Source organism: Halorubrum aethiopicum, from assembly GCF_001542905.1.
Taxonomy (GTDB): domain Archaea; phylum Halobacteriota; class Halobacteria; order Halobacteriales; family Haloferacaceae; genus Halorubrum; species Halorubrum aethiopicum.
The window spans coordinates 2,803,574-2,819,125 of the sequence record NZ_LOAJ01000001.1; the positions used below are offsets into that span (position 1 = coordinate 2,803,574).

Here is a 15,552-nt window from a genome sequence, read left to right on the forward strand (position 1 = left end):
ATGGCCGACGGAACGCGGATCGTCGACCTCGAGGCGGTCCCCGAGAACGGGTCGTATCGCTTCACCGCGAAGGACCCGTTCGCGAACGAGACGGAGCTGATCCTCGTCCGCTGTGACGAGGATCCCGGGGTTCGCGCGTGGAGCAACACCTGCCCGCACGAGAGCCAGTCCCTCGACGTCGGCGACGGCGCGGCGATCCGGGACGACGCGATCGTCTGTCCGCGGCACGGGTCGCACTTCGATACCTGCTCCGGCGAGTGCGACGACGGCCCGGCGGCCGGAACGACGCTCCCCGGCGTCGACCTCGCGGTCGAGGACGGCGAGATCCACCTGGCCGACGACCGGTACACGTTCCTCCACGAGGGGGGAACCGACGACGACGAGGGGCCGGGGTCGACGTCGCACCTCTCGCTTTGAACCGGGAGGCGTTCGTTGAGCCGGGTCCCCCGAGGACGCCCCTCGTCGACGGTCCCGTCGGAGGGGTCGGCGAACCACCGATCCGTGTCGACTCGACCGGAGGGATCGTCCGGCCGCAAACTTATGGGGGAGAGCGACGAACCGTGAAACATGCTCGGACTGCCCTCCCCTTCGGTCGAGTGGATCGCGGTCGGATGCCTCGTCGCGGTCGCCGGCTGGCTGATCAGGTTCCGCGGGTGGACGTTCCTGCTCGCGGGGTACGACGGGACATCGTCCGTCCCCGACGAGGTCGTCGCGGAGACCGCGGGAAACACCGTCCTCCGGATCGGACTGGCGGGGATCGCGATCGGCGTCGTCGTCGCGCTCGTCGACCCCCCGGCGTTCCTCCCGGCGGTGTACGCGGCCGCGGTGGTTTTCGCGGTCGCCCGACTGATCTACCGGTTCCACACGTACGCGCCGGCGAAGGCCGCCTGAGGCTACGACTCGTACTCCGCCCAGACGTACCGCGTCCCGTAGCTCCGGTAGGGTCGCCAGGCCTCGGCGATCTCGCGCATCTCCGTTCGCGACAGTTCCTCACCGTCGTTGTACACCCGCTCTATCCCCTTCCGCACCGCGAGGTCGCCGAGCGGCAGCACGTCCTCGCGGCCGAGCGCGAAGATGAGGTACATCCGGGCGGTCCACTCGCCGACGCCGCGGATCTCCGTGAGCGCCTCGACGACCGCGTCGTCGTCGACGTCGGCGAGCCCCTCCCGGGTGAGGTCGCGCTCCCCGTCGCGGAACGCCGTCGCGGCCGATCGCAGGTACTCGACCTTCGTGCGGCTGAGCCCGGCGTCGCGGAGGGCGTCCTCGTCGGCGGCCAGCACGCGGTCGGGGGTCGGATCGCCGCCGAGGACGCCGAGGAACCGCTCGTGGATCGCCGCCGCGGAGGCGGTCGAGAGCTGCTGGTTCACGATCGAGGTACAGAGGCGAGCGAACTCGTCGTCGGCGGGCTCGACGGCGAGCCGGCCGTGGCGGTCGACGAGCGCGGCCATCGTCGGGTCCTCGCGTAGGGTCGCCGCGATTCGGTCGTCCATCGACCCGACGTTGGGCGCGGAGACACGTGTACGTTTCCGGTCGCGGCCGGCGCCGGCGAGCCGACCGCCCGGCCACCCGCCCGTCTCCGACTACCCGTTCACCCACGAAATAAACTCTACTCTGGTTTTTCGTTTGGGAAATGGAAACGTTGAACCGGAGCGCTTGCGACCTTCCCGTATGCGACTCGAAGACGTTCAGCGGATCGCGGTACTCGGGGCCGGAAACATGGGACACGGCATCGCCGAGGTCGCCGCGCTCGCCGGCTACGAGGTCGCGCTCCGCGACATCGAAGAGGAGCTGGTTCGGGACGGCTACGACCAGATCGAGTGGTCGCTCGGCAAGCTCGCCGAGAAGGACCGGATCGGCGACGGCGAGGCGGAGGCGGCGCTCGACCGCGTCGAGACGTTCGTCGACCTCGAAGACGCGCTCGCCGACGCCGACGTGGTGATCGAGGTCGTCCCCGAGAAGATGGCCATCAAGAAGGACGTGTACGACGAGGTGGTCGAGCACGTCCCGGAGGAGGCCGTCCTCGTCACGAACACCTCGAGCCTCTCGATCACCGAGCTCTCGGAGGTCACGGACCGGCCCGAGCGCTTCTGCGGGATGCACTTCTTCAATCCGCCGGTCAGGATGGACCTCGTCGAGGTCATCTCCGGGGCCCACACCGACGAGGAGACCCTCGAGCTGATCGAGGGGCTCGCCGAGGAGATGGGGAAGACGCCCGTGCGCGTCCGCAAGGACAGCCCGGGCTTCATCGTCAATCGCGTCCTCGTGCCGCTGATGAACGAGGCGGCGTGGATCGTCGAGTCCGGCGACGCGACGATCGAGACCGTCGACTCCACGACGAAGTTCGACATGGGCCTGCCGATGGGGTCGTTCGAGCTCGCCGATCAGGTCGGCATCGACGTGGGATACCACGTGTTGGAGTACATGTACGAGGCCCTCGGCGAGGCGTACCGTCCCTGCCCGCTCCTGGCGGAGAAGGTCGAAGAGGGGAACCTGGGCAAAAAGACCGGGAAGGGGTTCTACGACTACGAGGACGGCGAGGGCGCGCAGATCCCGACCGACGCGGTCGACGAGGAGGTTCGGCGACGGCTGCTCGCCGTGATGGCCAACGAGGTCGCCGGGCTGATCGGCGACGACGTGGCCGACGTCGCCGACATCGACGAGGCCGTGAAGCTCGGCGCGGGCTTCCCCGACGGACCTGCCAAACTGGCGGACGACGAGGGGATCGAGGAACTGGTCGAGACGCTCGACACCCTCCACGAGGCGACCGGCGAGGCGCGCTACGAGGCGACCGACCATCTTCGCGAGGCCGCCGAAGCGGGCGGGTTCCGCGGCGGGAGCGGCGCGGCCGCGGGGAGCGACGCGGACGGGGAGAGCGGCGCGGCCGAGTTCGAGGTGTTGAACGTCGCGGTCGACGGCCGGGTCGGCCACGTCGAGATCGACCGTCCCCACCGGATGAACACGATAAGCGACGAGGTGCTCGACGAGCTCGCGGCCGCGATCGACCGTCTCGACGGCGACGACGACGTGCGGGCGATCCTCCTGTCGGGCGCGGGCGATCGGGCGTTCTCCGCGGGCGCGGACGTCCAGAGCATGGCCGCGGGCGGCGCGGACCCGATCCACGCCGTGGAGCTCTCCCGGCAGGGACAGGAGACGTTCGGGAAGCTCGAGGCGTCGGACAAACCCGTCGTCGCCGCGATCGACGGCTACTGTCTCGGCGGCGGGATGGAGCTTGCGACCGCGGCGGACCTGCGGGTCGCCTCCGAGCGCTCGGAGCTCGGCCAGCCGGAGCTGAACCTCGGACTGCTCCCCGGGTGGGGCGGCACCCAGCGGCTCGCCCGGATCGTCGGCGAGGGGCGCGCGAAGGAGATCATCCTCACCGCCGACCGCTACGACGCCGAGACGATGGCCGACTACGGCTTCGTGAACGAGGTCGTCGGGAACGACGAGCTCGACGACCGCGCCCGCGAGCTCGCCGAGCAGCTCGCCGGCGGCCCGCCGATCGCCCAGAAGTACACGAAGCGGGCGATCCACGCCGGACGCACCGACGCCGACGCCGGACTGGAGGTGGAGGCGATGGGCTTCGGCCACGTGATGAACACCGACGACCTCATGGAGGGGGTCACGGCGTTCATGGGCGACGAGGAGCCGGAGTTCGAGGGGAAGTAGGGGCGCGTCCGCCGCCCGGAGCGATCGATCGCCGGGGGAAGAAGCTATATTCCGGTTGACATCCAACGCCCACGCGAACATGAACGGAGTGGACGGGAAGACGGCGGTCGTCACGGGAGCGGGCTCCGGGATCGGACGGGCGACGGCCCGCCGCCTCGCGGAGGAGGGTGCCGACGTCGTCGTCGCGGACGTGGTCGAGGAGACCGGGAGGGAGACGGCCGAGTCGATAGCGGCCGACGGCGGGAACGCGACGTTCGTCGAGGTCGACGTCTCGGACGTCGAGTCGGTCGAGCGCATGGTCGACGTCGCCATCGAGACGTACGGGAGCCTCGACCTCGCGGTCAACAACGCGGGCATCCTCACCGGGTTCGCCGAGGTCACCGACGTCACGGAGGAGCAGTGGGACACGCTGATGGACGTCAACCTCAAGGGCGTCTGGGCGTGTATGCGAGCCGAACTCGACGTGATGGAAGAGGAGGGGAGCGGCGTCATCGTCAACGTTGCCTCGGAGGCCGGGCTCGTTGGAATGGGCGGGCTCTCCAGTTACTCGGCGAGCAAACACGGCCTCGTCGGGCTGACGAAGACGGTCGCACTGGAGTACGCGGGCCGGGGCGTCCGGGTCAACGCCATCGCGCCGGGTCCGACCGACACGAACATCGCCGAGAACATGCGGGGCGGCGTCGATCCGTCCACGCTCCCCTTCGACACGTCGACGATGAGCGAGGTGCCGATGGGGCGGAGCGCGGATCCGGAGGAGATGGCCGGCGTGATCGCGTTCCTCTGTTCTTCGGACGCCTCCTACGTCACCGGCGTCACGATCCCGGTCGACGGCGGGCAGGCGGCGGATTGAGCGAGTACGATCGCCGTCCAAGCGCAGTCGTTTCGACACGTCACGGAATGGGAGGTCGGGCTACGCGAAGTGCTAATAGAACGGCCGTTTCGTTAGTGATCGGGGTGATAAGAAAGAGATCGTTGCTGGGGCGGTGAACATCACCAAAGCCCCAGCCGTGAGGACTCGGGGGCCTCGCTGTGCTCCTCGCTCGCTTCGCTCGCTGCGGTGCTTACTTCGGCCGCCTTCGCCCTCACGGCTGCCCCTTTGAGTCCCATCCCCACCGCACAGCCACCGCACCTCACGCCTCCCCAGCCTCGCTGCTCACTTCGTTCGCAGCGTCCCTCGCGGGCTGACTCGCGGTCGTCAAGGACGACCGCTCGCAGGCGCGCCACCGCTCCGGCGATCGTTCGTTGCTTCGCCTGTACTGACCGCACGGCCGCTGGGTCGGCGTAGAGTCGTCGGATTCCGTTCCCGGATCAGACGTAGCCTTCCTCGACGAGCAGCTCGCCGTTCAGGATCGACGCGCCGGCCGCGCCGCGGATCGTGTTGTGTGCGAGACAGTTGTACTGGACCCCCTTCGTCGTCGACTCGACGCCGCCGGCGACGATCCCCATCCCGTCGGCGTACGTCCGGTCGAGGCGGGGCTGCGGGCGGTCCGGCTCGTCGGGGCCGAACACCTTGATCAGCTGATCCGGCGAACTCGGCAGGTCCGCGCTCTCGAACCCGCGCATGGCCTCGCGGACCGCCTCCGGCTCGGGGCTCTCGGCCAGGTCGGCGAACACGTTCTCGAGGTGGCCGTCGAGGGTGGGGATCCGGTTACAGGAGGCGGCCACGTCGGCGTCGTGGAGGCTGAGTTCCGCGCCGTCGAACGAGCCGAGCAGCTTGCGCGACTCCGTCTCCATCTTGTCCTCCTCGCCGCCGATGTGCGGGATGGCGTTGTCGAGGATCTCCATCGACGTGACGCCGGAGTAGCCCGCGCCGGAGACCGCCTGGAGCGTCGAGACGTGGACCGCCTCCAGCCCGAACTCGTCGAGCGCCGCCAGCGTGGGCACCATCGTGATCGTCGAGCAGTTCGGGTTCTTCACCAACGCGCCGTCCCAGCCGCGCTCGTCGCGCTGGACGTCGATCAGTCCGAGGTGGTCCGGGTTGATCTCGGGGATCGTGAGCGGGACGTCTTCGGCCATCCGGTCGTTCGAGGAGTTCGAGGAGACGACGTACCCCTCCTCGAGGAACGGCGGCTCGACCTCGGCGGCGACCGAGGAGGGGAGCGAGGAGAAGAGCAGGTCGACGTCGGCGTCGGCGATCGCCGCCGGCTCGGTCGCGACGACCTCCATTTCGGCGACGTCGTCGGGGATCGGCGTGTCGACGCGCCACTTCGCGGCCTCGCGGTACGTCAGTCCCGCGCTCTCGGGGCTCGCCGTCACGGCCGCCAGTTCGAACGTCGGGTGGCTATCGAGCAGTTGGATGAATCGCTGACCGACCGCACCGGTCGCACCGAGGATACCGACTCGTACAGTCATTGGGTGACCCTGAGAGACAGTCGCATAAGTGCGTTCGGATACGCGTCCGCCGGGGCGGCGGGCGGCGCGGCGGCGACGACCGACGGTTTAACACCGTCCGTCGTCTACGACCGGTCGCGTGCCCTCAGTCCCCGCCCGAGTACTCCCGGCTGGGAGCGATGACCGCGCGGAGAACCCAGGCACGTGACATCCGGTCGCGGAAGCGACCCGCCCGTCGCCGCGCAGGCGACCGCCCGCCACGAGGGTTTCCCGGTCGACGCGGCACGCCGCCGGAGATGAGACCGGTCGTTAGTGTCGCGGGCGACATTTCGAGACTCTCCAGCGCCTGCTCTGTTCGTTTTAGTTGAAGACCTCGAATATGCCGAATAGCGGGCTAGTCGTCTCGGACACGTCCCCGCTTTGAACCTCGCACTCATCGACCGACTTGACCTCCTCGAAGCACAGTTCTCCGACGTAACGGTTCCACAGCAGGTTTGGGATGAATTGACCGAGGGGCAGGATTGCTCCGAACACGGTAACCGAATATGGTTGAAAGTAGATCGATCCCCTAATCGCAAGACGTAACGGGGATTGTCTACTTCAGAAAGTATCGGCAAAAGCATGGGTCGGGGCGGATTCGAACCGCCGACCTGCTCCGTGTGAAGGAGCCGTCATAACCGGACTAGACCACCGACCCGTACGGTCCACCGTTCCCGACCTCGGGACTTAAGGGTTGCTTTGTCGCTCACGTTCGAGCCGTACCGGACACGTACCTTCTTGCCCGCGCGGGTCCACGATCCGCCCATGTCCATCCGACTGTACGCCCTCGAGGGATGCCCGTGGTGTGAGAAGGTCCACGACGCGCTCGCCGACGCCGGCATCGAGTACGAGACGACGTGGGTCGAGGCGTTACACTCCGACCGCGACGAGGTCAAACGCGTGAGCGGACAGCGCGGCGTCCCGGTCCTCGTCGACGACGAGCGCGGCGTGACGATGGCCGAGAGCGCGAACGTTCTGGAGTACGTCGAGCGAACGCTCGCATGACGATCTACACCGGCCGCGGCGACGACGGCGAGACGGACTTACGCGACATGAGTCGGGTGTCGAAGTCCAGCCACCGGATCGAGGCGTACGGCACCGTCGACGAGGCGAACGCGCTGATCGGGACCGTCCGCCCCACCGGCCACGACGACCTCGACGAGATGCTCGAGGCGGTCCAGAACCACCTCCACGTGGTCCAGGCCGATCTCGCGAACCCCGATCCGGACCCCGACGACCCGTCCGTCGAATCGGACCACGTCGAGCGGGTGGAGGAGTGGATCGACGCGTTCGACGAGGAGCTGGAGCCGCTACGGTCGTTCGTGCTGCCCGGCGGCGGTCCCGCGGGCGCGGCGCTCCACCACGCCCGAACGGTGGTCCGCCGGGCCGAGCGGCGGACGGTCGAACTCGCGGCCTCGGAGCCGATAAACGAGACGACCGTCACCTATCTCAACCGACTCTCGGACCTGTGTTTCACCCTCGGACGGGTGGCGAACGCGCGCGACGGCGAGCCCGAGGAGTCGCCGTCGTACTGAGCGAATCATCGCCGTCGACGCGCGCCGGGCGTCGGATCCACCTCTCGAGACGCGAGAGACATCCTCGCACGCGATCTCCACAAAGCATATATTCGTCCTCGACCAAAGGACAGATATGAGCAAGCACTTCGAGGACGCACGGTACTACCTGGGTCGAGCGGCCGAACACGCGAAGGCGGGCGTCAAAGAGGAACTCGCGCCGCTCCAGGAGCGGGTCTCGAAGCTCGTCGGCGACGAGCCCGAGGAGGAGCCGGAGCCGTCGCGGCTGGAGAAGCTCCAGACCGACCTCAAAGCACTCGAGGAGCGCGCCGAGGGCGAGGCTCGCGAAGCCGTGAAGTCGGCGCGCGAGCGCGTCGAGGCGTACCGCAAGCGCGACGAGCAGCCGGCCGAATAGTCCGGAGCGGACACGGGCGGTCTCTCGTTTTGGCTCGTTAACTCCCGTCAGCCGTAGATCCGTTTCCGTTTCGGTCAGTGTAGACGAAGGGGTGAGCGATCCATGGTCGCGGTGGCGTCGCCGGCGGCGGAGCCGCCGGCTTCAAGCGAGAGCTTCGCTCTCGCCCTGCGCCTCCGAGTGCCCTGGAGGGGCACGAGGAGCCCGCGAGCGAGGCTGGGGAGGCGTGAGGTGCGGGACCGTGCGGGGCGGGGTGGGACTCGAAGGGGCAGCCGGCTCCGGGAAGACGGCCGACGCAAGGACCGCAGGAGCGAACGCAGTGAGCGACGAGGACCGCAGCGAGGCCCTCGACCGGAGCCGGCTGGGGCTTCGGCGGTAGTCACCGCGCCAGCAACGATCCTCTTCTATCCATCCGATTCTCCCACAAAACACCGTTCTATAAGCACGTCGACGCTCACGATCGTTTAATCACGAACGCGAGAGATCTCTCGTGACCAGCCTCATGTTTCCTCGGAGCGAAACACCCGTCTACAGGCCGTGATACGCCTCGATCGCCTCTCGATACGTCTCCGGGATCGGCCGCGAGGATCCCTCGTCGTCGACGGCGACCTGGACCGACTCCGCCTCGGCGACCACGTCTCCTCCGGTCCGGACCTCGTAGGTCATCGGCACGCTCGACTCGCCGAGTTCGGGCACGTCGACCTCGACGGCCACCGTCCCGTCTCCGAGTTCGACCGGCCGCCGGAACTGGATCGACACCGACGCGAGGACGGTCGCTACGCCCGAGAGGTCCGCCGAGAGGACGTCCCGGAAGTAGTCCGTCCGAGCCTGTTCGAGGTACGTCGCGTACACGGCGTTGTTGACGTGTCCCATCGCGTCGATGTCGCGGAATCGAACGGGGATCTCCGTGGTGTACGTGCTCATGTCGGGTTCTCTTCGGGCCGCGGTATGTACGCGTCGGATCCCGGCGGGGAGGCCCCTCGCGACCGGGAGTCAGTACAGCAGCTCGTCGTCGTTCTCGATCATGTACAGCGCGCGGGCGGCGATGTTGACCGCGTGATCGCCCACGCGCTCGAGGTCGCGGATCGTCAACAGCAGCCGCGAGACGTTCGCCATCGTCGCCTCAACGTCGGCCTCCTCGTCGAGGTGGTCCTGCTCTATCAGGTCGCGGACGACGAGGTCGCTCGCCGCCTCGCAGGCGGCGTCGAGGTCGTCGTCCATCTCGGCGACCTCGTGACACCGGCTCGGGTCGGACTCGGCGTAGGCGGCCATCGCGACGTCGAGCATCTCCAGGGTGTCGTCGCCGATCCGCTGGACGTCGACGTCCGGGAACACCTCGCGTTCCGCCTCGCCGGCGTACTCGCCGAGGTTGGTCGCGAGGTCGGCGATCCGCTCGAGGTCGGTGATGATCTTGAACGAGGCCGCGATGAATCGGAGGTCGCCGGCGACCGGCTGTTGAAGCGCGATGAGGTCCGTACACTGCTGTTCTAACTCCAGATAGAGCTCGTTGACCTCGGCGTCGCCCGTGATCACGCGCTCGCCGAGTTCGGCGTCCCGCCGCTCGAGAGCGTCGAGGCCCATCCGGAGCCGGTCGGCGACGAGCTCGCTCATGTAGAGCACGTCGTCGCGGAGGTTCTCCAGTTTCGTCTGATACTGTTCCCGTGGCATCGTCTCGGTCGAAGACCACGCCGAACGGTTAAAAACACGTCGGCGATCGCCCGACGGCGATCGCACGGTCACCCGCGCCGCCGGGCGGTCGGCGAGCCGGAATCACACCCCATGACGGGCGACGCGATCGGGTCGGACGGGCCGCTCACCGTTTCCCCGGCAACCGACTCGGGAAGCCGCCAGAGGGAAGTGCCGTCCGACGCTGTATCGGGCATGCCGATCCCTCGCGACCCGGTCGACGCCCTCGGACGGCTCCTCGATCGCTGGGGGATCATCGACGCCGAGCGGTTCCGCCCCACGCTCGATCTCGCCTGGCCGCGCGTGGTGACCGGGTTCGCGATCATGTCCAAACAGACCGCGGACCTGGCGATGGTCGGGATCGCCATCGGCACCGCCGGGACGGCCGGGCTGGCGTTCGCGCTCGGCTACTGGAGCATCGTCGTCCTGCTGGGGCTCGGCCTCGCCGGCGGGACGGTGAGCCTCGTCTCGCAGAACTACGGGGGCGGTCGGACGGAGCGCGCCTCGCGCGTGGTCACGCAGAGCGCGCTGCTCGCGGCGGCGATGTCGCTGCCGGTCATGGCGCTCTTCGTGGGGTTCGCGCCCGAGCTGATCGGCGTCCTCGGGGCCGGGCCCGACCCGCTGCGGTACGGGACGGTGTACCTGCTGTACGTCACGCCCGCCGTGCTCTTCGAGACGCTGAACCTCATCGCCAGCCGGACGTACACCGGCGTCGGCGACACGTTCACCGAGATGGTCGCCCGGACGGGGGGCGCGGTGCTCAACGTCGTGCTCAGCGCCCTGTTCATCTTCGGGCTCGACATGGGCGTCGCCGGCGTCGCGCTGGGGACGACGCTCTCGACCGGCGCGGTGACGGTCGTGCTCGGCTGGGGGATGCTCGGCCGCTCGTACGGGAGCCTGGGGATGGAACCCAGTCCCGTCCCGATCGCCGTCACCGGCTCGGTCGTGGACGCGGCGATCGTCCGACAGCTGCTCGAGGTCTCCGCCCCGGAGATCGGCCGGCGGCTCGCACAGGGGCTCGTGGTCTTCCCGCTCCTGTGGGTCGCCTCCTCGTTCGGGCCGGTGGTCGTCACGGCCCTCGAGGTCGCCCGGCGGGTCCGCGCGATGATAAACAGCGTCAACTGGGGGATGTCGCTGGCGTCGAGCTCGCTCGTCGGCCAGCGGCTCGGGGCCGACGAGGAGGAGGAGGCCGGGGCCTACGGGGCGGAGATCATCCGGCTCGCGATGGTGATCTACGTGGCCCTCGCTGCGGTCGTGATCCTGCTCGCGTCGCCGCTCGCGGAGCTGTTCGTCTCCGGGCCCGAGGAGGTCGCCGCGACCGCGGCGTTCATCGGTGTCGCCGCCGTGAGCGCCGTCGGACTCGGCCTCGACGGAACGGCCTCGGGCGCGCTCGTGGGCGCGGGCGACACCCGCTGGCCCTTCGTCGCCTCGCTGCTCGGCCGGTACGCCTTCGCGCTCCCCGCGGCGCTCCTCGGGCTCGTCACGCCGCTCGGCGTCGTCGGGCTCTACCTGGCGCTGATCCTGGAGCCGTTCGTTCCGGGGCTGATCAACTACGGGCTGTTCCGGTCCGGCCGCTGGAAGGTCGTCAGCCGGCGCTACCGGTCGGGCGCGGGAAGCGACTGAGGGGGTCGTCCCGTTGTGCGGTCGCCACACTCTCCGAACGCCTCCTCCGAGGAGAACGCTCCCTACGACGAGAACGACGCCGCGACGGTCGAGACGTCGGCGAACGCCGTGTCGTCGAGATCGGTCACGTCCTCGACGAACGACTCGAGTTCGGCGACGAACGGGGCGCGGCCGGCACACTGCGGGTGTAAAAGCAGCGTCAGGACGCCCTCCTCGACGTGGTCGCGCATCCAGTCCAGCTCCGTCCGCCACCGGTGGAACACGTCCGGCTCGTGGCCGTAGGAGACGAACTGCGGGTCGGAGGCCACGGGGAACAGTTGAAGCCAGTCGTCGCGGTGCCACGGGACCGGGACCGTGACGATGTCGGTCCGCTCGCCGCGACGGTACGGCCGATCGGGCTCGACGGTTCCCGGTTCGCGGAGGTAGTACGGCCGGAGGTCGCGCTCGGTACCGCTCGAGTCCCACTCGAAGCCGAACTCCCGGAGCAGGTCGACGGTGTGTTCCGAGAAGCCGCCGGCGGGGTTCCGGAAGCCGGTCGGCGTCTCGCCGGTCAACTCCTCTATCGCCTCGATGCCGCGGACGAAGTCGCGTCGCTCGGCCTCCCGGGAGCCGAAGGAGGGGAGCGGATCGTGGCTCCAGCCGTGATGTTGGATCTCGTGGCCGCGGTCGTAGATCGCGCCGCAGGCCTCTGGAAAGCTCTCTATCGTGTGTCCCGGAACGAACCACGTCGAGGGGACGCCGGTCCGGTCGTGGAGGTCGAGCAGCCGCGGGACGCAGGTCTCGGCGCCGTACACGCCCCACGAGCGGTACTCCGGCATCCCGGCGCTCGTCCAGCCGGAAACGGCGTCGAAGTCGTACGTGAGACAGACGCTGTGTGACATACCGCGTACTCTTCGGCGGGAGGCATAAATCTTCGAGGCGGTTGAAATCTTCCCGAAACGATAGGTCTTGCGTACGAGACGTAGAGGACGTAGTCAGCACCGGGAACTGCGTTGTTTTCTCAAAGCGTGTACTGAATTAGCTGATATAGTTGGCTTACATATCAATCGCGGTTGCTCTCATTAGTTGGTGGTGCGGAAAGACCGAAGCCGTCTGAACACCCGAATTCCAAGATGGGCCGCAATTATCGGTAGAGCAGTCAGGACAAGAAGTCCAAAGGTGAATTGCCACGCTTCTCCGAGTGAAAATCCGTTAGGAGAAATCCCGTCCATCACACCGAATCCGAAGGCAAGTCCTGATAGTAGTGCAAGCAAAACAGAATATCTCAGATTGAACACAAGCCGTTGGGTGCTTGTATATTTCTGGTAAACCTGTTCAGGATCGTCGTACATATTGATAGCCGCAATACGGCCCGCAGATTCGTAGGTCAGATAGCCCGCAACTATCGACATAAGTAGTAGAACGACAGAAGCTACCAGATACCAGCTTGACCCGATTGCCTGTTGAAGCGTTGGATTGAGACTGCTTAGGTATCCACCAACTGTCAGATAAATGCCGATGAGAATTAGGTCAAGTCGTAGCAATCGAAATGCGTTGTCTGCGACGAACTCGGCACTTTCCCGTGTCACGTCAAAGTCCGAATCTGCCTCTTTTTTGGGGGTCATACCCTATTATGTGAGCCGCCCCTGACAAGTACCTACTGCCTGTCCGGGCGTCCCCTGCGATCGAAGAGAGCGGCGGCTCACGGCCAGATTACATCATTAGTTTACTGTACTGACCGATCTGGAACAGCTGAAGTCCTACGTTCTGTGCGAGATCTGCGTCCTGTACTCAGCAGGGTGTTGAAACGCATCAGCAAGTACGGATTTCGACGCAACCACCTTCGATGTCCGCTCGACGGGCCGACGGAATCGTGCCTCCAGGCGTCCTCACGGAGCTCTTCGGGGAGGACCCCGACCGCTCAGTTCACTCCTGTGCGTCGACGACCGCGACGCCGGCGAGGTTGACGATGTCTTTCACCTCGTCGCCGCGCTGGAGGACGTGGACCGGCTCGTCCATGCCGACCAGCATGGGGCCGATGGCCTCCGCGCCGCCGAGCCGCTGGAGCAGCTTGTACCCGATATTGCCGGCCTCGAGGTTCGGGAACACGAGCACGTTCGCGGCCTCGTCGAGCTCGGAGAACTCGTAGGTCCCGTTGAGGATCTCGTCGACGACGGCGGTGTCCGCCTGCATCTCCCCGTCGACCGGGAAGTCGACCTCGGGGTCCTCGTGGAGGAGCTCGACCGCCTCCCGCGGCTTCCGGGTACCCTCGTTGTCGACGCTCCCGAAGTTCGAGTACGAGAGGACCGCCGCGCGCGGTTCGACGTTGAACCGCCGGGCGAGGTCGGCGGTGTGGCGGGTGATCTCCGCGAGCGTCTCCCGGTCGGGGTCCTGGTTGACGGTCGTGTCCGCACAGAACACCACGCGGTTCTTGAACGTCAGCATGTAGACGCCGGCGACGGTGTCGGTGTCGGCCGCGGAGCCGATCACCTGAAGCGGCGGCCGGAGCGCCGACGGGTAGTGGTGGGTGAGCCCGGTCAACATCGCGTCGGCGTCGCCCGCCTTCACCATGACGCTCCCGAGGTAGTTCGTGTCCCGTCGGACGAGCTCGTTCGCCTCGCGCCGGGTGATCCCCTTCCGCTTCCGGAGCTCGTGGAGCCGGTCGCCGTACGCCGTGACGTCCCGCTCGTCGGGGTCCACGATCTCCGGCCGGAACGAGAGCCCGAGCTCGTCCGCCGTCCGGGCGATCTCGTCGGCGTCGCCGAGCAACACCGGCTCGGCGATCCCCTGTTCGGAGAGCTGGTAGGCTGCCCGGATCATCTTCTCGTCCGTCCCCTCGGCGAGCGCGATCCGCTTCGGGTCGCTTTTCGCCTTGTTCAACACGACCCGCATCATCTCGCGGGACTTGCCGAGCCGCGCCTCGAGGCGCTCGCGGTACCGCTCGAGGTCGATATCGGTCCGCGCGGAGCCGGAGACCATGGCCGCCTGCGCGACCGCGGGCGCGACCTCGAAGAGCACGCGGGGGTCGAGCGGCTTCGGGATGACGTAGTCGGGGCCGAACTGGAGCGGGTCGTCGCCGTACGCCTTCACGACGGCGTCGGGGACGTCCTTCCGAGCAAGCTCCGCGAGCGCCTCAGCGGCGGCGCGTTTCATCTCCTCGTTGATCTCGGTCGCGCGCACGTCGAGCGCGCCGCGGAAGAGGAACGGGAACCCGAGGACGTTGTTCACCATGTTCGGGTAGTCGGACCGGCCCGTCGCCATGATCACGGTGTCGTCGCGGGCGGCCTTGGCGTCCTCGTAGGTGATCTCCGGGTCCGGGTTCGCCATCGCGAAGAGGATCGGATCGGACGCCATCGACCGGACCATCTCCTGGGAGACGATCCCGCCGACCGAGAGGCCGACGAACACGTCCGCGCCCGCCATCGCGTCCGCGAGGTCGCCGCCCTCGACGTCGCTCGCGAACTCCCGTTTGTACTCGTTGACCTCGCCGGCGTCCGCCCGCGCCTCCGTGATGATCCCGGAGGAGTCACACATCGTGATGTTCTCGCGTTTCGCGCCGAGCGAGACGTAAAACCGCGCGGTCGCGATGGCGGACGCGCCCGCCCCCGAGAAGACGATCTCGAGGTCGGAGAGGTCCTTGTCGACGATGTCCGCCGCGTTCATCAGCGCCGCGCCGGAGATGATCGCGGTCCCGTGCTGGTCGTCGTGGAAGACGGGGACGTCCATCTCCTCGCGGAGGCGTTCCTCGATCTCGAAGCACTCGGGCGCCTTGATGTCCTCGAGGTTGATCCCGCCGAAGGTGGGCTCCATCGCGGAGACCGCGGTACAGAACGGGTCGACCTCCTCGATGTCCAGCTCGATGTCGAAGACGTCGATGTCGGCGAACCGCTTGAACAGGACGCCTTTCCCCTCCATGACCGGCTTCGACGCGGCCGCGCCGATGTCGCCGAGTCCGAGGACGGCGGAGCCGTTCGAGACGACGGCCACCATGTTCCCCTTCGCCGTGTACTCGAAGACGGACTCCGGGTCGGCGGCGATGTCGCGACACGGCGCGGCGACTCCCGGAGAGTACGCCAGCGAGAGGTCCCGCTGGGTGTTCGTGGGCTTCGTCGTCGATATCTCGATCTTCCCCGGCGGCTCCGACCGGTGATACTCGCGTGCGTCGTCGTCCAATCCCATGGGTACCCCCTTTCGGGAACGGAGTAAAAAGCTATCCGTACCCGTCGAGAGTTGCTTTCGACACGCGTCTAACATCGGTGACATCATCGGTCGACCGGGTCCTCCGGACCGCGTTCGAACCGA

At 67.5% G+C, this 15,552-nt stretch carries 15 protein-coding genes and 1 tRNA gene; 8 read left to right on the forward strand and 8 right to left on the reverse strand.

The genetic code is table 11. The annotated features are described in order from the left end of the window. Both AXA68_RS13415 and AXA68_RS13420 read left to right on the forward strand, forming a co-directional pair. Entirely contained in the window at positions 1-417 is a 417-nt protein-coding gene (locus AXA68_RS13415) for a Rieske (2Fe-2S) protein (protein WP_066417766.1), read from the forward strand. Positions 418-567: 150 nt separating this feature from the next. After that, positions 568-891, forward strand: coding sequence for a DUF3784 domain-containing protein (locus AXA68_RS13420; RefSeq protein WP_066417769.1), 324 nt, complete (start codon positions 568-570; stop codon positions 889-891). 2 nt (positions 892-893) lie between these two features. Here AXA68_RS13420 and AXA68_RS13425 read toward each other — a convergent pair whose 3' ends face one another. Then, positions 894-1,490: a DNA-3-methyladenine glycosylase family protein gene (locus AXA68_RS13425; protein WP_066417770.1), complete on the reverse strand. Its 597-nt coding sequence runs from the start codon at positions 1,488-1,490 to the stop codon at positions 894-896. A 178-nt stretch (positions 1,491-1,668) separates the two neighbouring features. Between AXA68_RS13425 and AXA68_RS13430 the strand changes: the two genes are divergently transcribed. Then, positions 1,669-3,666, forward strand: a complete 1,998-nt coding sequence (locus AXA68_RS13430; protein ID WP_066417772.1) for a 3-hydroxyacyl-CoA dehydrogenase/enoyl-CoA hydratase family protein — start codon at positions 1,669-1,671, stop codon at positions 3,664-3,666. Positions 3,667-3,745: 79 nt separating this feature from the next. After that, positions 3,746-4,516 carry an SDR family NAD(P)-dependent oxidoreductase gene (locus AXA68_RS13435; protein ID WP_066417775.1) on the forward strand — a complete coding sequence of 257 codons (771 nt, stop codon included), beginning with the start codon at positions 3,746-3,748 and terminating at the stop codon, positions 4,514-4,516. 458 nt (positions 4,517-4,974) lie between these two features. Here the strand turns inward: AXA68_RS13435 and asd are convergent, their stop codons facing one another. Then, positions 4,975-6,018 carry an aspartate-semialdehyde dehydrogenase gene (asd, locus tag AXA68_RS13440; protein ID WP_066417777.1) on the reverse strand — a complete coding sequence of 348 codons (1,044 nt, stop codon included), beginning with the start codon at positions 6,016-6,018 and terminating at the stop codon, positions 4,975-4,977. A 601-nt stretch (positions 6,019-6,619) separates the two neighbouring features. After that, positions 6,620-6,694 (reverse strand) — tRNA-Val (locus tag AXA68_RS13445). A gap of 107 nt (positions 6,695-6,801) precedes the next feature. On the opposite strand from AXA68_RS13445, the gene AXA68_RS13450 reads away from it, so the two are divergent. From AXA68_RS13450 to AXA68_RS13460, 3 genes are all read left to right on the forward strand, one after another. Continuing rightward, a complete protein-coding gene (locus AXA68_RS13450) occupies positions 6,802-7,041 on the forward strand; it encodes a glutaredoxin family protein (protein ID WP_066417779.1) in 240 nt (79 codons plus the stop codon). Next, positions 7,038-7,571, forward strand: a complete 534-nt coding sequence (locus AXA68_RS13455) for a cob(I)yrinic acid a,c-diamide adenosyltransferase (protein WP_066417782.1) — start codon at positions 7,038-7,040, stop codon at positions 7,569-7,571. Before AXA68_RS13450 ends, AXA68_RS13455 begins: the two co-directional genes overlap by 4 nt. Positions 7,572-7,686: 115 nt before the next feature. Further along, the gene (locus AXA68_RS13460) at positions 7,687-7,965 is read left to right on the forward strand and encodes a DUF7553 family protein (protein ID WP_066417785.1); all 279 of its coding nucleotides are present in this window, start codon (positions 7,687-7,689) and stop codon (positions 7,963-7,965) included. Positions 7,966-8,490: 525 nt separating this feature from the next. Here the strand turns inward: AXA68_RS13460 and AXA68_RS13465 are convergent. Next, the gene (locus tag AXA68_RS13465) at positions 8,491-8,886 is read right to left on the reverse strand and encodes a thioesterase family protein (RefSeq protein WP_066417786.1); all 396 of its coding nucleotides are present in this window, start codon (positions 8,884-8,886) and stop codon (positions 8,491-8,493) included. Between the two features lie 69 nt (positions 8,887-8,955). After that, entirely contained in the window at positions 8,956-9,630 is a 675-nt protein-coding gene (phoU, locus tag AXA68_RS13470) for a phosphate signaling complex protein PhoU (protein ID WP_066417788.1), read from the reverse strand. A 213-nt stretch (positions 9,631-9,843) separates the two neighbouring features. Between phoU and AXA68_RS13475 the strand changes: the two genes are divergently transcribed. Continuing rightward, positions 9,844-11,271, forward strand: a complete 1,428-nt coding sequence (locus tag AXA68_RS13475) for an MATE family efflux transporter (protein WP_066417790.1) — start codon at positions 9,844-9,846, stop codon at positions 11,269-11,271. 62 nt (positions 11,272-11,333) lie between these two features. Here AXA68_RS13475 and AXA68_RS13480 read toward each other — a convergent pair whose 3' ends face one another. The 3 genes from AXA68_RS13480 to AXA68_RS13485 all read right to left on the reverse strand — a co-directional run bounded on the left by AXA68_RS13480 (position 11,334) and on the right by AXA68_RS13485 (position 15,429). Further along, positions 11,334-12,152 (reverse strand): polysaccharide deacetylase family protein, encoded by an 819-nt coding sequence (locus tag AXA68_RS13480; RefSeq protein WP_066417792.1) that lies wholly within the window; start codon positions 12,150-12,152, stop codon positions 11,334-11,336. A 180-nt stretch (positions 12,153-12,332) separates the two neighbouring features. Next, entirely contained in the window at positions 12,333-12,875 is a 543-nt protein-coding gene (locus AXA68_RS16845; RefSeq protein ID WP_157884841.1) for a hypothetical protein, read from the reverse strand. Between the two features lie 301 nt (positions 12,876-13,176). After that, positions 13,177-15,429: an NADP-dependent malic enzyme gene (locus AXA68_RS13485; protein WP_066417795.1), complete on the reverse strand. Its 2,253-nt coding sequence runs from the start codon at positions 15,427-15,429 to the stop codon at positions 13,177-13,179. Positions 15,430-15,552: the final 123 nt, after the last annotated feature.

Bases quoted from the DNA above. Each gene is read 5' to 3' on its own strand.
- AXA68_RS13480 (WP_066417792.1), bottom strand. From the start codon at position 12,152: ATGTCACACAGCGTCTGTCTCACGTACGACTTCGACGCCGTTTCCGGC.
- phoU (WP_066417788.1), bottom strand. From the start codon at position 9,630: ATGCCACGGGAACAGTATCAGACGAAACTGGAGAACCTCCGCGACGAC.
- AXA68_RS13455 (WP_066417782.1), top strand. From the start codon at position 7,038: ATGACGATCTACACCGGCCGCGGCGACGACGGCGAGACGGACTTACGC.
- AXA68_RS13425 (WP_066417770.1), bottom strand. From the start codon at position 1,490: ATGGACGACCGAATCGCGGCGACCCTACGCGAGGACCCGACGATGGCC.
- AXA68_RS16845 (WP_157884841.1), bottom strand. From the start codon at position 12,875: ATGACCCCCAAAAAAGAGGCAGATTCGGACTTTGACGTGACACGGGAA.
- AXA68_RS13465 (WP_066417786.1), bottom strand. From the start codon at position 8,886: ATGAGCACGTACACCACGGAGATCCCCGTTCGATTCCGCGACATCGAC.
- AXA68_RS13450 (WP_066417779.1), top strand. From the start codon at position 6,802: ATGTCCATCCGACTGTACGCCCTCGAGGGATGCCCGTGGTGTGAGAAG.
- AXA68_RS13420 (WP_066417769.1), top strand. From the start codon at position 568: ATGCTCGGACTGCCCTCCCCTTCGGTCGAGTGGATCGCGGTCGGATGC.
- asd (WP_066417777.1), bottom strand. From the start codon at position 6,018: ATGACTGTACGAGTCGGTATCCTCGGTGCGACCGGTGCGGTCGGTCAG.
- AXA68_RS13430 (WP_066417772.1), top strand. From the start codon at position 1,669: ATGCGACTCGAAGACGTTCAGCGGATCGCGGTACTCGGGGCCGGAAAC.
- AXA68_RS13485 (WP_066417795.1), bottom strand. From the start codon at position 15,429: ATGGGATTGGACGACGACGCACGCGAGTATCACCGGTCGGAGCCGCCG.
- AXA68_RS13460 (WP_066417785.1), top strand. From the start codon at position 7,687: ATGAGCAAGCACTTCGAGGACGCACGGTACTACCTGGGTCGAGCGGCC.
- AXA68_RS13475 (WP_066417790.1), top strand. From the start codon at position 9,844: ATGCCGATCCCTCGCGACCCGGTCGACGCCCTCGGACGGCTCCTCGAT.
- AXA68_RS13415 (WP_066417766.1), top strand. From the start codon at position 1: ATGGCCGACGGAACGCGGATCGTCGACCTCGAGGCGGTCCCCGAGAAC.
- AXA68_RS13435 (WP_066417775.1), top strand. From the start codon at position 3,746: ATGAACGGAGTGGACGGGAAGACGGCGGTCGTCACGGGAGCGGGCTCC.